At 35.5% G+C, this 13,370-nt stretch carries 13 protein-coding genes; 11 read left to right on the top strand and 2 right to left on the bottom strand.

Annotated features, from left to right (window positions below):
* Positions 1-100 precede the first annotated feature (100 nt).
* The 4 genes from H4K33_RS06525 (at position 101) to H4K33_RS06510 (ending at position 3,884) form a co-directional block, all read left to right on the top strand.
* Positions 101-919: a hypothetical protein gene (locus H4K33_RS06525; RefSeq protein ID WP_182647668.1), complete on the top strand. Its 819-nt coding sequence runs from the start codon at positions 101-103 to the stop codon at positions 917-919.
* Between the two features lie 97 nt (positions 920-1,016).
* Positions 1,017-2,402 carry a M17 family metallopeptidase gene (locus tag H4K33_RS06520; RefSeq protein WP_182647667.1) on the top strand — a complete coding sequence of 462 codons (1,386 nt, stop codon included), beginning with the start codon at positions 1,017-1,019 and terminating at the stop codon, positions 2,400-2,402.
* A gap of 80 nt (positions 2,403-2,482) precedes the next feature.
* Complete coding sequence (locus tag H4K33_RS06515) at positions 2,483-2,989, top strand: GNAT family N-acetyltransferase (protein WP_182647666.1); 507 nt, start codon at positions 2,483-2,485, stop codon at positions 2,987-2,989.
* Between the two features lie 25 nt (positions 2,990-3,014).
* Complete coding sequence (locus tag H4K33_RS06510; RefSeq protein WP_182647665.1) at positions 3,015-3,884, top strand: hypothetical protein; 870 nt, start codon at positions 3,015-3,017, stop codon at positions 3,882-3,884.
* A 55-nt stretch (positions 3,885-3,939) separates the two neighbouring features.
* Here H4K33_RS06510 and H4K33_RS06505 read toward each other — a convergent pair whose 3' ends face one another.
* Positions 3,940-4,848, bottom strand: coding sequence for a hypothetical protein (locus H4K33_RS06505; RefSeq protein WP_182647664.1), 909 nt, complete (start codon positions 4,846-4,848; stop codon positions 3,940-3,942).
* Positions 4,849-5,016: 168 nt separating this feature from the next.
* Here H4K33_RS06505 and H4K33_RS06500 point away from each other — a divergent pair, with 168 nt between their 5' ends.
* The 3 genes from H4K33_RS06500 (at position 5,017) to H4K33_RS06490 (ending at position 6,221) form a co-directional block, all read left to right on the top strand.
* Positions 5,017-5,418, top strand: a complete 402-nt coding sequence (locus tag H4K33_RS06500; protein ID WP_182647663.1) for a hypothetical protein — start codon at positions 5,017-5,019, stop codon at positions 5,416-5,418.
* On the top strand, positions 5,408-5,608 hold the full coding sequence (locus tag H4K33_RS06495; protein ID WP_182647662.1) for a helix-turn-helix transcriptional regulator: 201 nt from the start codon (positions 5,408-5,410) through the stop codon (positions 5,606-5,608). The genes H4K33_RS06500 and H4K33_RS06495 overlap by 11 nt, the downstream gene beginning before the upstream one ends.
* A 64-nt stretch (positions 5,609-5,672) precedes the next feature.
* Positions 5,673-6,221, top strand: coding sequence for a HugZ family protein (locus tag H4K33_RS06490; protein WP_182647661.1), 549 nt, complete (start codon positions 5,673-5,675; stop codon positions 6,219-6,221).
* Between the two features lie 59 nt (positions 6,222-6,280).
* On the opposite strand, the gene H4K33_RS06485 is transcribed toward H4K33_RS06490, so the two are convergent.
* Positions 6,281-7,183 (bottom strand): DMT family transporter, encoded by a 903-nt coding sequence (locus tag H4K33_RS06485; protein WP_182647660.1) that lies wholly within the window; start codon positions 7,181-7,183, stop codon positions 6,281-6,283.
* 279 nt (positions 7,184-7,462) lie between these two features.
* Between H4K33_RS06485 and H4K33_RS06480 the strand changes: the two genes are divergently transcribed.
* From H4K33_RS06480 to H4K33_RS06465, 4 genes are all read left to right on the top strand, one after another.
* A complete protein-coding gene (locus tag H4K33_RS06480) occupies positions 7,463-8,170 on the top strand; it encodes a hypothetical protein (protein WP_182647659.1) in 708 nt (235 codons plus the stop codon).
* A gap of 99 nt (positions 8,171-8,269) precedes the next feature.
* Positions 8,270-8,812, top strand: coding sequence for an RNA polymerase sigma factor (locus H4K33_RS06475; protein ID WP_182647658.1), 543 nt, complete (start codon positions 8,270-8,272; stop codon positions 8,810-8,812).
* 98 nt (positions 8,813-8,910) lie between these two features.
* On the top strand, positions 8,911-9,843 hold the full coding sequence (locus H4K33_RS06470; RefSeq protein ID WP_182647657.1) for a FecR family protein: 933 nt from the start codon (positions 8,911-8,913) through the stop codon (positions 9,841-9,843).
* Positions 9,844-9,938: 95 nt separating this feature from the next.
* Positions 9,939-13,358 (top strand): SusC/RagA family TonB-linked outer membrane protein, encoded by a 3,420-nt coding sequence (locus H4K33_RS06465; RefSeq protein ID WP_182647656.1) that lies wholly within the window; start codon positions 9,939-9,941, stop codon positions 13,356-13,358.
* The last annotated feature ends 12 nt before the right edge of the window (positions 13,359-13,370 follow it).

Genomic DNA, 13,370 nt, shown 5'->3' with positions numbered 1-13,370 from the left:
TAAGCATACAAAAATAACCATAAATCTGAGATATATTAAGTATATTCCTAGTAATTTTGTTAATCTAAATATTCTGCCTTTTTAGGTTCAAAAAAACAGGATGAGAAAAGCCCTTACAACAGGATTTGATTTTTATCTCAAAGCGAGCGTACACGTTTCTTTCGCTGTGTTCGCCTTGGTGCAAATGACTTTTTATTTTTGTCGTTTACCCTTCGATTGGACCGTATCCTTTCTCGCGTTTTCAGGTACGTTATTTTCCTATAACTTTATTAAATATGCCGATTTTGTGGCGATTCATCGTCGCAACTTGTCCCCTAAGATGAAAACAATTACCTATATGAGCTTTTTAGCGCTACTTGTGGGGGTTGGTTGTTTTTTCTTTTTAAATACCCAAGCACAGTTGGTAACCGTATCTTTATTGGTATTGGCCGTTTTATACGCTGTTCCCATTTCCAAACGCATACCTAATCTGCGCAATTGGTCGGGGCTAAAGGTGTATATCGTCTGTTTATGTTGGGCAACAGTAACCCTGATTATCCCCATTCTAAATGCAAATGTTGAGCTATCCCTAGATATATGGATCAAGTTCTTACAACGCTTTATTTTGGTTCTGATTCTTATTGGAATATTCGAAATTGTCGATTTACAGTATGATGAAAAGTATTTGAAAACCATTCCACAACTGTTAGGTACGCGTAAAACCAAAATCCTACTCGCTCTTTTGTTGGTTCCCTTTTTTGTGATTGAATTTTTTAAAGTGGGATTTCAACCCATCCAGGCGTGGAATAATTTGATTATTGTCAGTATTACCCTACTTTTTATTCAGTTAGCTTCACCCAAGCGAAGTACTTATTTTAGCTTGTTTTGGGTAGAAAGCGTTCCGATTTATTGGTGGATTTTAGTTTTACTTGAGGGATAAAAGATCAAATTTACTCGGAAATGATCTCAATCTTTTCGCAAGAGATTTTTAGCTAAGTCTAAAAAAATGTATATTTGTACTTATAAAAACAACAAAGATGATACAACTTGTAAATGACGTTAAATCAAACGGAAATATTGTTTTCGTTTTAGGAAATGACAACACTGTTGAGGTTCCTGCTCTATTGAATGACTTTGTAAAGGCTTTTGAAGCAGGTGAAAAAGAAGAGGATTTTGCGAAAATTGGAACTCAATACTACTTCTTCGTTAAAGAGAATACAAATTTAGAAAAAATGCGTTTGGCTGGATTCAACATCCGCAAACAATTAGATAAAAAAGCAGCTACTTTAACGGTAGTAGGAAATGGCGAATCTACGTTAGCTTTGACAGAAGGTGTAGCGTTGTCAAACTACCAATTTTTAAAGTATTTCAAAGAAAGAGAAACCATGCAATATGCGTTGGAAAACATTGAAGTAAAAGGAAATTTTGAGACTAAGCAAATCAGTGATTTAAACAATACCATCAAAGCTGTTTATTGGGCGCGTACGATGGTAAATGAGCCTGTAAGCTATTTAACTGCAACGCAATTAGCAAAAGAGATTGAAGCTCTAGGAAATGAAGCGCAGTTTTCGGTTAATGTATTAGGCAAAAAAGAGATTGAAGCCTTGAGAATGGGTGGTTTGTTGGCTGTTAACAAAGGATCAGTAGAGCAACCTACTTTTACAATTATGGAATACAAACCTGCGAATCCAATCAATAAAAAGCCAATTGTTTTAGTAGGTAAAGGAGTGGTTTACGATACAGGAGGATTGAGTTTGAAACCGACAGCAGGATCAATGGATTCGATGAAGAGTGATATGGGAGGAGCTGCTTGTATGGCGGGAACAATTTACGCTGCAGCATTAAACCAAGTAAACGTTCACGTGATTGGATTAATTCCTGCAACAGATAACCGCCCAGGAGGAGATGCTTATGCACCTGGCGATGTGATCACGATGTTCGATGGAACAACAGTAGAAGTATTGAATACGGATGCAGAAGGACGTATGATCTTAGGAGATGCGATTGCTTTTGCAGCAAAATACGAACCTGAAGTAATTATTGATGCCGCTACCTTAACGGGTGCTGCTTTAGTAGTTGCAGGAGATATCGCTTCTTGTATTATGGGGAATGACGAAAAAACAATGCAAGCAATTATTGCTTCAGGATATAAAGTGCATGAACGTTTGGCTCAATTGCCTTTCTGGGACGATTACAAAGACTTGTTGAAATCGAGTGTTGCAGATATGAAAAATATCGGTGGTCGTTTCGCAGGAACAATCACAGCAGGTAAATTCTTAGAGCATTTCGCCAAAGCACCTTATGTACATATTGATATTGCAGGTCCGGCTTGGATGGATGCACCTAGAGATTACAAAGGAAACGGAGGAACTGGAAGTGGAATCCGTACTTTAGTTGATTACTTAACAAATTATAAAGCATAGTTTTTTATATTTGATTTTTATATGAAAGCAGTAAGTTTCGATTTACTGCTTTTTTTATCTCATGATATAACAAGGTGAAAATGGAGAATATCTCAATAGAATATCAGGCTGTAACTCCTGAAAACATGCATTTAATTCGCCCATTGGCGGAAAAAATTTGGCAAAAAACTTATGGACCGTTATTAGATCCTGCACAAATTGACTATATGTTGCCAATGATGTACAGTCACGAACGAATTACAAATGAAATTGAAGCAGGATATGTATGGGAATTACTTGTGGTAGAGGGAAAAGTTTTAGGGTATCTAGACTATAAATTGATGGAAGACAATCGCGTATTTTTATCTAAAATTTATTTGGATACAGACCAACAACAAAGAGGATTAGGGAAGTTAATGTTAGCCCATGTACTCGATTTTGCTCGTCAACATAATGCAAGTTCTGTTTATTTAACAGTAAATAAACACAATGCTAAAGCGATTGAATTCTATGAACGCAATGGATTACAGTGCATAGAATCGAAGACTTTCGATATTGGGAACGGCTATGTGATGGATGATTATATTTATCAGATTGAAATCGAGTAGACTTCGATACCAATAAAATAAAAGTATGAAAACAAATTTTTTGATTGTTTTTGTTGTTTCCCTGTTTTCTTTTTCAACCGTAAAAAGTCAGGAAAAAATTCCCTTTCGCTTAAATGAACATTACAATATATTGGTTGATGGGTTAATCAATCAACGGGATAGTGTAGTGTTGATGTTCCAGATTGCCATGAGAGAAGCTTCTTTAGCGTCTAATCGAAAGACTAAGGTGGAGTCTGTGGTTTTTGATACAACTGATTTTCCTGAAGGGTTGAGTAAAGACAATCGCATTCAGGTTGGAAATATAATCGTAAATAAAATCTGGATATGGGATAAAGAATACACTGGCAATGGAGCAGAAGGAAAGATCGGAACACAGTTGTTTGACGGAAAGATTTTTGCAATTAATTTTGATCAAGGGCAGTTTGAATTGTATGATCATTTACCTGATACAAGTGGATTTGTTGCCCTTCCTTTAACTCATGAACAAGGACGACTGTTTATCGAAATATCAAGTCGTTTAAACGAAAAAGAAATCAAAACAAAGTTTCTTTTACAATCGGGATTTTCTGGCATGCTGTTGTACAATAATCAAGTGGGAGATGACAATCAACTAGCAGAGCTACTACCGCGTTTAGACGAAAAAACGCTGATGAATTCAGCAGGAGAGAAGTTGACGAATTTAATTGTTGAGATGCCCGTGGTTGCAGTAGACTCCTTCCGTTTTACAGCAGTACCTGTCAATGTATTCACTGGAGAAATAAAAAATCAAACCACAAGTTATGTCGGTGCAGATTTTATTCATCGATTTAATTGGATTATCGATATAGCTGGTGAAACGGCTTATATACAGCAAAATAAATACTTTGGGGATTCGTATTACTTTTTGAAACAGTAAGGTATACGGTTGAATAAAAAGAGGAGGGAATTGCAAAGCAAATTCCCTCCTCTTTTTATTTTACGATCATTGAACTTTTGTAGTAAAAATTTTCATATTTAAAAGTTCTTTTTATCTCATATTTATAAGGAGATTCCATAGAACGTATGTGAAAAATATAATCTGATTCATCAATGTCTGTTAATTCAGAGACTAAGTGAAAGCCCTTGTACACAAATTCGATGTAATCTAAAAAGTTTATATCATAGCTTTTAATAAATTGAACAGTCCCAATAATAGACGGTGAGTCATTATATTCACCACGTAATGTATAATTGATAGGATTACCTACATAAACACTTGTAAGGTCGCTGTATTTAAAATAGTACGTTGTTGATGGTGATGAGGTATCGATGTATTCTAGCGATACTAGATTATTATTATTGTCAAAGGTTAACTTCTGAACAGAGTTGTTTTCAATGGCTTTGGTATATGTGGTTGTGATAGATTCTACTTGACCAGCTGTCGTGTAGTTAAACGCCGTTTCTTTTTCGTCATTGCGAATGGCTATTAACTGTTTGGCGTCATTGTAGGTAAAAAAGTTTATTGTAGTCTTGCCATCTTTTACTGTTTTTTCTTCCAAAATACGCTCGTTACTTCCATCGTATTTGAAAGAACGCGTGGTTGTGGTATTGATTATACGATTTGGAAAAGTTTCTGTTTCTGGATCAATACTCCATATATTTCTATAGGTAATGGCATTGTTAATTTCATAAAGCTGGTTGAGCTTATTGTATTTAAAATCTAAGGTAGATTCAAAGAAATGGTTATAATCAATTTCCTTAGTCTTTTCGTCTTGATAAGAAGTGATTTCTACTCTATTGGTGTACACGTGAGTAGATTCCGGTGTAGCATCATCATCCGAATGGTTACAAGATGTAAGACTTAGCACCAAAGAAATTAATAAAATGAAATATTTTTTCATGTTTAATTAACTAAATTTTTTGCAAAATTAACACTAATTAATGTAATTATCTAGTGTGAAAACTATAAAATTCTGAAAGTAAAGTTTGTTTTACATTTATGTAAAGTTTACTTTGCATTAGTGTAAAGTTTGTTTTACATTTGAATCAACTAAATAAACGAAGAAAATATGAAACAATTTCCTTTATTACCGAGTAGATTCAAATGGATTGGCTTAGCACTTATAATCTCTGCTGTCGTACTGAGTTTTGTCTTTAAAGATTATCTGTGGGAGTATCGCGAAGCGGCAAAGGCCATTTCAACGAACATGATTAACCTTGGTTTGTTGATGTATTTTTTTACGAGGCGAAAAGAGGATGACGAAATGCTCGCTTTAATGCGATTGAAAACCTTAGCAGGGGGTGTATTGCTACTTATTATCAGTATATTTATCGAAGCGATATGGAACTGTATTGAACCTGGCGCATTTGCAGAAAATACAGCTGGAGCTGTGATGAAAATTATGATTTTTATTAATTTAATGTACGAAATAGAATACCGAAAAATAAAAAATAGTTTCGATGCGGAATAAAGTAAAAGAAGAACGTGTGCGATGTTATTTTACCCAACAAGAATTGGCTGATGCGATTCAAGTCTCAAGGCAAACCATTCATTCCATTGAGTCAAATCGCTACGTTCCTTCCACGATATTGGCGTTAAAATTGGCGAAAACACTCCAAGTAAAGGTTGAAGATTTATTTGAGCTAGAAGACACAGATTAATGTATTATTTTTATTTAGTTTAAATAATTTTGTATCTTAGCGCGACAATATAAATACAATTACAATGAGTACAGATACACTTAATCCAAACTTCGATCAACACAAAGTTAAGCCAAAGGCACCTAAAGTTGAAGAGCTTATCAACGAGTGCAAATCAGTGATGATTGCTTCAATAAACGAAGATGGTTCTCCCTTAGTAAGTACAGCTCCTTATTCTAGAGTTGGGAATGATTTCCAAATTTTAGTTTCTTTCATGGCGAAGCATACGAAGAACTTAAGAGATCGCAAAAAAGTATCTTTTATGTTTGTAGAAGATGAGAGTACTTCAAAACAATTATATGCAAGACACCGTTTGACTATCGAGACAGAAGCGGAGCTAGTTGAAAAGGAAAATCCTCTATATGAACAAGCAATGGTTGATTTGAGAGAGAGACACGGAAAAGTAATCGAGGTTTTAGGAAACTTAGAAGACTTTATCATGTTCAATTTAAAACCAATCAAAGGATCTTATGTGAATGGATTCGGAAGTGCTTATTTTGTAGATGAGAATTTACAAGTAGTGGAGCATAGACATGGTGCGCATGGTCAACACAATGTAGATGTAAAGAAATAATATACTTTTCTTGTTGAAATAAAAAAAGTCTTTAGTATTGTACTAAAGACTTTTTTGTTTTATGTAGCATTTTGTTTTGTAAAAGCAATAACCAAGGTAACGGAAAGTAGCACGAAGAACAAACCAAGGGCCGACATCCAACTAAAGAATTCACCAAAGAAAAGTGTTCCCACTACGACGGCTACCACAGGTTCCATAGATCCTAAGATAGAAGTAATGGTTGAGCCTGCGTGTTTCACAGCTAAAACCAAACACAAATCCGAGATAAATGTTGCAAAGAATCCCAATAAAATCAAATTCATCCAATCGGCTCTGAGTGTGATGGTATCGATTCCCGTTGTTAATAAAGCGTAAAAAAGAAAAATCAAACACCCCATCAATAAGACGTAAAAAGTTAGAGAATCAAAGTTCATATTAGAAATTCTTGATTTGTTTAACCCCACGATATAAAGTCCATAAGTAAAGATGGTCAAAGCAGATAAGATCAATCCTTTGAAAAGAGCAGGAGAAGCTTCTCCGTGCCAACACATCATACCAACACCAAGCAGTGAGAGGATAGAGGCTACAATCAATACCGTTGATTTTCTTTCTTTAAAGAAGAGAATCATAACAATACTAACGAAAAGAGGATATAAAAAATGAACGGTTGTTGCCAATCCGCTAGCAATATATTCGTAAGAGTCAACCAAAAACTTGGCGGTAGCGGCATACAACAAAGCCAAGAAAAAGACGACTGCTAAATCCTTAATAGAAATTTTTAAACTTGTTTTTTTGTAGATACAAACAGCACCCATGGTAGCGGATGAAAACAAAAATCGATAAAATAGAATGGTCGGTATGCCGATAGCCGCCACTCCTTCTGGTCGCAAACTCGGTACAAGTAGTGGTAGCGAAAACAACGGAACCAATCCAAATGTACCAGAGGAAATTAAGGCGAACAAAATTCCTTTCAGGTTTTTCATTGTAAAAAAATATAAAAATTCCGCGCAAAGATACAGCTTCTAAATGGGGCGAAAGATTGAGATAGAACTATTGCCAACATTGTAATTACAAATGGCTTTGCTTAGAAATCTCGATAGTTATTCCTTCAAATAAAAAACAACTCTTTAATTTGTTTCGCAATTAAGTTAGAATCAGATAATAGATTACGTCTTCTTTCTGTTTCTTTTTTTAGTAAAAAATGTATTTTTACTGCAGGAGCTAAAAAACGATTAGCTTGAGTTTTGATAAAAGTTTAAACAATGATGAAGCACTATCTATTTCTTCTTTTCGTATGGTTCGGATATAACCAAAGTCAGGCGCAAGTTTTGACGGATTGGCAGATGGAAAATGTCAAAGGTAAAGTAAAGACACTAACTAGTATAGACTATCCTAGTGAAGGAAAAGAAGCGAAAAAACAAATCGTACATTTTGATAAACGAGGGTTTTTTACGTTGAAAGAGATTTATATCGGCGTACAAGAAGAGAAAGAATCAGTCCCTATGGTCTATACCAAAATAGGAGAGCTTCAGTTTTTTGAGTATCAAAATAATATACGCCACAGCTTGAGTTTGAATGCAAATGGAACGAAAGCTACTGAAATTGTTCAGCAATGGTCTAAGAATAATACTTGTGAATTTACCTACACGTATTTTAATAAACCGAAGAATAAAGGAACCATGCTGTTGTTGTTTACTCCTCAAGCACAAGTGAAAGAAATTCATTTAACCATCACCAACAAAGAAGATGGGAATATTGTATTTGAAACGAAATCTCTTCATCAATATGACACAAAGGGATATGAAATTCAGTTTAAACAGCAAACACTTCAACCTTATGGAGATACTCAGGTACTAACTTTTAAAAATAAAGTATTTGATTCTCAGGGTAATATTATTGAAAAAGAGGTGTATGATGAATATAATCAAACATATAGTACAACTTTTTTTGAATATGAGTATTATGAGTAAATGGGTGCTTAGGAATTACTAAAACTTAACAGTGAATTAAAATTCAACGTGCTCTTTACCGCTACATTTGTTTGAATAAATTTATTAATTCATATACAAATGGTAAGCCATAACGCTGATTTTGATCGGATCTTTCAAAAACATTGGGCTGAACTATATAGTTTTGCCTATAATGTAATGCGAGACAAAGCCGTTGCAGAGGATATTGTACAAGAAGTATTTATCGACTTTTGGAATAGGCAAGTCTCTGCCGAATTGCCACGTGCTTATTTATTTCAGGCAACGAGAAATCAATGTGCAAAAGCCTTGGGTAATCGCCGGTTTGATTCCGTTCAGGTGGAAAAACTAGCAACGCTCATTCCCGATTTAGAGGATGCCCAATACGATGAAGTGAAAGCGATGCTCTTAGATGAAATCGAAAAAACAGCTTTAGCTATTCTTCCTGATCGTTGTCTGTTGATTTTTAAAATGCGTTTTTATGAACAGCGTACCTACAAAGACATTGCCCAATGTTTGGGTATTACGGAGAGTACGGTTGAAAATCAAATTACGAAAGCACTGCGAATGCTCAAAGAATCTACGCCTTATGTAGCCGATATTTCTGGCGCTATTCTTCTACTCCTATGGAGTAATATTACCTAAATATTATGTGTTTTAAGGAATGATTAAGCCTTAATTTTAGCATAGGGGAAAACCACCCTTTAGCGTACTTCATTATAGTACTAGATCACAAGACTATAATGTATAAGAAATTTAAAACGCTATTAGCTAAATACAACAAAGAAACAGCTTCAGTATCCGAACGAGCTGTGGTCAATCAATTTTTCAATGCTCTTCAAGTGGATGGAATCACCGCAGAAGAAGTAAAACGCGATAAAGCGTTATACCATCGACTGCATCGCACCATCTCTTCCAAAACAAAACCTTCAATATTTCAAACGTATTTCTTGCGTTATACTTCACTTGCTGCTTGTTTGGCCAGTGTAGGTGTACTATATTTTTTCTTTTTTGTAAAAACAGATCCACAGTGGATCACCCAGCAAGCACAAAAAGGAGAACAACTCGTCTTTCATCTAAGTGATTCTACCTTAGTCTATCTCAGTGGAGGGAGTTCCATCCAATACCCTAGTAAATTCGATGAAGATCAACGCCTCGTTTATTTACAAGGTGAAGCCTTTTTTGAAGTGAAGCGAACACACCCTCAACAACCTTTTCGAGTAGAAAGTAAAAATTTACATGTAAAAGTATTGGGAACAAAATTCAACGTCAATGATGTGAGTGGAGAAACTATAAGTGTAAGTGTACATGAAGGAAAGGTAGAAGTAAGCAATGCGGAGCAATCAAAGAACGTAATCTTGAGAGCCAATGAGAAAGTAGATTTTCAAACTTCAAAACAACAATTTGTATCCTATGCGATGGAAGAAAAAGATTTGGATCAATGGCATCGAGGCCATCTAAAATTCAGAAAAGCTACTATTCAAGAGGTCATTCACGTACTTAATAGAAGGTTAAATAGAAAGATAATTTGGGAGGGACAGGAAGTACCAACGTTGACAATTACGGGAGATTTTAAATACAATAGTATAGAGGAAATACTCAACAGTCTGAATTTTTTGTATGGTATTAATTATGCTCAAAAAGCAGATGGAACCATAGCAATAAGTGTAAAATAGAAATAAAAAAACCTGCTTATAGTTGCAGCTATAAACAGGTGTATTCCATTAATTATCAAAAGAATATTGATTAACTAAAAACCAAAGATAATAAAATGTACCGAAAATTAGTAAAACGTAGGAGTAAATCCTACCCAACATGGATGTATGTCCTAACGTTGAGCAGTACGTTCAGTCTGAGTGTACACGCACAAAAAGACGAGAAGTCTCTTCCTTCTTATGTAGATGGATTGTCCATTGAGGAAGTATTTGAAGACGTTAAAAAACAAACCAATTATACAGTTGTAGCTTCTGACGATGTATTGAAAACCAATAAAAAAATTGCTATAGCCGTAAAAGACAGAAAAATTACGGATGTACTTGATGAGGTTTCAAGTGAATATGGACTTACATATCAGATCTCAGGTACTACGATTTCAGTGAAAGAACAACAAAATTATCAACAGATTAAAGGAGTGGTGAAAGATAAAGATGGTTTCACTATTCCTGGGGCTACTGTTGTGATTAAGGGAACCAATAAAGGAGTTGCTACAGATATCAATGGAGCATTTAGTATAACGGTTAATCTAGGGGTAGATGATTTAGAGATTTCATTTATAGGTTATAAAACACAAGTGGTTAGAGCTGCACAAAATTTAAACATTGTTTTACAAGATGATCAGACGAGTTTAGATGAGGTAGTGGTAACCGCATTGGGAATCAAACGAGAGGAGAAGCGTTTAGGGTATGCGCAAGAGACGGTTAATGCGGAAAAGTTATCTACTGCAGTAGCTAATAACTGGTCGAGTGGATTAAAGGGAAAAGTAGCCGGATTGAATATTGCATCAGGAGGAACGGGACCAATTAATTCTCAACGCATTCAATTGAGGGGAAATACCTCTTTAGACGCTAGCAAAAACTACGCGTTAATCGTTATTGATGGAGTGCCGATGGATCAAGAAATTAATTCCAATGGGTATAATACCGCAGCTTTTGGAAATGATTCTCCCGTAGATAATGGAAATGCTATTTCTGATTTGAATCAAGATGATATTGAAAGTGTAACGGTTTTAAAAGGACCAACAGCTGCGGCATTATACGGTTCTAGAGCAGCAAATGGTGCTTTAATCATCACGACAAAATCAGGAAAGAAAAACGATCGTTTTGGCATTGCTTATAATAGCTCAATAGCTTTTGATGTAATTAATAAGTGGCCCGATTATCAATATGAATATGGACAAGGATCAGGAGGGTATTTTGACAAGAATGGAAATCCATACTACTCTTTTGGAAATTCAGCTGATGGCCCAGATACTGGAAATCACCCAGAAGCTTGGGGACCTAAATTTCAAGATCAATATTTTTATCAATATGACCCTGCTACTCAAGGACAAACTCCAGAACGTACTTTATGGAGGCCTTATAAAAACAACAGAAAAGATTTCTTTGAAACAGGAGTAACGGTTAATAATGCTATCGCTTTTCAAGGTGGAAACGACAAAGGATCCATGCGATTGAATATTTCACACACAGATAATAAGTGGATTGTTCCCAATACGGGGTATAAAAAATACGGGGCTTCATTCAATGGAAATTACCAGATTTCAGATCGCGTTAAATTATCCACAGTGATGAATTACAACAACAGGAAGAGTGATAACTTACCCGTTTTGGGATATAATAACGGGTCATTGGCTTATTTCATGATGTTCTTATTGCCCAACGTAGATGTTAATTGGTATAAACCCATGTGGAAAAATGGAAAAGAAGATCGAGAACAGTTAAACCCTTTTTCACCTTGGTCTAGTAATCCTTATTTTATTACAAATGTCGATCAAAATACTCTAGATAGCAGTCAGTTTATCGGAAACGCAAAAGCTGAGGTTAAACTGACAGATAAATTGGACTTTATGGGGCGTTTAGCCATTAATAACCTCACTCAATTCAGAGAGACCAAACGCGGCTTCTCAAGTAAACGCCATGCAGAAGGATTCTATGCTCGTCAAGATATATCTAGTAGAGAAATAAATGCCGATTTCTTATTGACGTACAAGGATAAAATTTCAGAAGCATTAGATTATCAAGTCATGGTAGGAGCAAACCATATGTCATATACCCATCGAAATGTCAGAACATCTGTGGATGCTTTAGTGGTACCAGGAGTGTATAAGTTGTCTAATGGCGTGAATAATCCGATTGTCAATACGTCTGATGCCTTGAAAAAAGTAAACAGCACCTATGGAATGATGACGGTGGGGTACAACAACTTCTTATTCGTGGATGTAACTGCAAGAAACGACTGGTCTAGTACACTACCAAGCGGAAATAATTCGTATTTCTACCCTTCGGTAAGTGCAAGTGCTATTCTATCAGATATGTTTGTTTTACCTGAAACGATTGATTATTTGAAATACAGAGTATCCTTTGCAAAAGTAGGAAGTGATACAGATCCATATCAAGTATCCAAATATTATGCACAAAGTAATTTTCCAAGTTCGGCTGTTATGCCAAGCACGTTGTACAATGCAAATTTAAGACCCGAGATTACCTCCAGTTGGGAAACAGGAGTGGAAATGAAGATGTTGCAAAATCGATTGGGATTTGATGTGACTTTCTATAACTCAGATACAAAGAATCAGATTTTAGTCTTGCCAATGGATATAGCTGAAGGATTTAGTTCTCAGGTTATCAATGCCGGAAAGGTGAGAAACAAAGGAGTGGAGTTGGTGCTACATGGAACGCCAATAAAGAATACTGATTTTTCATGGAATGTCTCTGCCAACTGGTCTACAAATAAAAACGAAGTACTAGAGTTAAAAGATAACTTAGAAGAACAAGTTTTGGCAACAGTAGTTAATGGACGATTAATTGCGAAGGTGGGAGGAACAACAACAGCTTTATATGGGCGAAAATTTGTCCGCAACCCAGAAGGACAAATAGTATATAATAATGGTGTTCCTGTATTAGGAGCTGACCCAGAGTATATTGGTGATGTAGCTCCAAAATGGAAAGCGGGATTAGTCAATAATTTCAAATATAAGAATTGGAATTTTGGATTTACAATTGATGGTCAATATGGAGGAAAGATTTATTCTCATACACACCACAAAGCCACAGAAGCAGGACAATTGAAACATACACTGAATGGACGTGAAGCAGGAGAATTAATAGGGGAAGGAGTGGTGTTAAATGCCGATGGAACTTACTCACCTAATACAACGCCAATTCGCGTAGATAATTACTATAGAAAATACTATGAATACCAAAATGTCGAGTCCAATACCTTTGATGCTTCTTTCTTGAAAATTAGAGAAATCTCGTTGTCATATTCTTTTGCGAAGAAACAATTGAAACGCATCGGATTAGAAAGTTTGACACTAACTGTATATGGACGCGATTTAAAAACATTTACCGATTTCCCAATTTATGATCCAGAAGCAGCAACCATGAATGGAAGTGTCATTGTTCCCGGAATGGAAACAGGGCAAATGCCTTCTACCGCTTCGTATGGATTTAATTTAAAAGTAGAATTTTAATACGCATCAACA

The sequence above is a fragment of the Myroides sp. WP-1 genome (assembly GCF_014145635.1).
GTDB lineage: Bacteria > Bacteroidota > Bacteroidia > Flavobacteriales > Flavobacteriaceae > Flavobacterium.
This window is presented reverse-complemented; position numbering and strand designations above follow the sequence as displayed.

Excerpts from the sequence above, each read along its gene's own strand:
- H4K33_RS06495 (WP_182647662.1), top strand. The coding sequence starts at position 5,408 with ATGCGGAATAAAGTAAAAGAAGAACGTGTGCGATGTTATTTTACCCAA.
- H4K33_RS06485 (WP_182647660.1), bottom strand. The coding sequence starts at position 7,183 with ATGAAAAACCTGAAAGGAATTTTGTTCGCCTTAATTTCCTCTGGTACA.
- H4K33_RS06475 (WP_182647658.1), top strand. The coding sequence starts at position 8,270 with ATGGTAAGCCATAACGCTGATTTTGATCGGATCTTTCAAAAACATTGG.
- H4K33_RS06510 (WP_182647665.1), top strand. The coding sequence starts at position 3,015 with ATGAAAACAAATTTTTTGATTGTTTTTGTTGTTTCCCTGTTTTCTTTT.
- H4K33_RS06515 (WP_182647666.1), top strand. The coding sequence starts at position 2,483 with ATGGAGAATATCTCAATAGAATATCAGGCTGTAACTCCTGAAAACATG.
- H4K33_RS06490 (WP_182647661.1), top strand. The coding sequence starts at position 5,673 with ATGAGTACAGATACACTTAATCCAAACTTCGATCAACACAAAGTTAAG.
- H4K33_RS06470 (WP_182647657.1), top strand. The coding sequence starts at position 8,911 with ATGTATAAGAAATTTAAAACGCTATTAGCTAAATACAACAAAGAAACA.
- H4K33_RS06505 (WP_182647664.1), bottom strand. The coding sequence starts at position 4,848 with ATGAAAAAATATTTCATTTTATTAATTTCTTTGGTGCTAAGTCTTACA.
- H4K33_RS06500 (WP_182647663.1), top strand. The coding sequence starts at position 5,017 with ATGAAACAATTTCCTTTATTACCGAGTAGATTCAAATGGATTGGCTTA.
- H4K33_RS06465 (WP_182647656.1), top strand. The coding sequence starts at position 9,939 with ATGTACCGAAAATTAGTAAAACGTAGGAGTAAATCCTACCCAACATGG.
- H4K33_RS06525 (WP_182647668.1), top strand. The coding sequence starts at position 101 with ATGAGAAAAGCCCTTACAACAGGATTTGATTTTTATCTCAAAGCGAGC.
- H4K33_RS06520 (WP_182647667.1), top strand. The coding sequence starts at position 1,017 with ATGATACAACTTGTAAATGACGTTAAATCAAACGGAAATATTGTTTTC.
- H4K33_RS06480 (WP_182647659.1), top strand. The coding sequence starts at position 7,463 with ATGATGAAGCACTATCTATTTCTTCTTTTCGTATGGTTCGGATATAAC.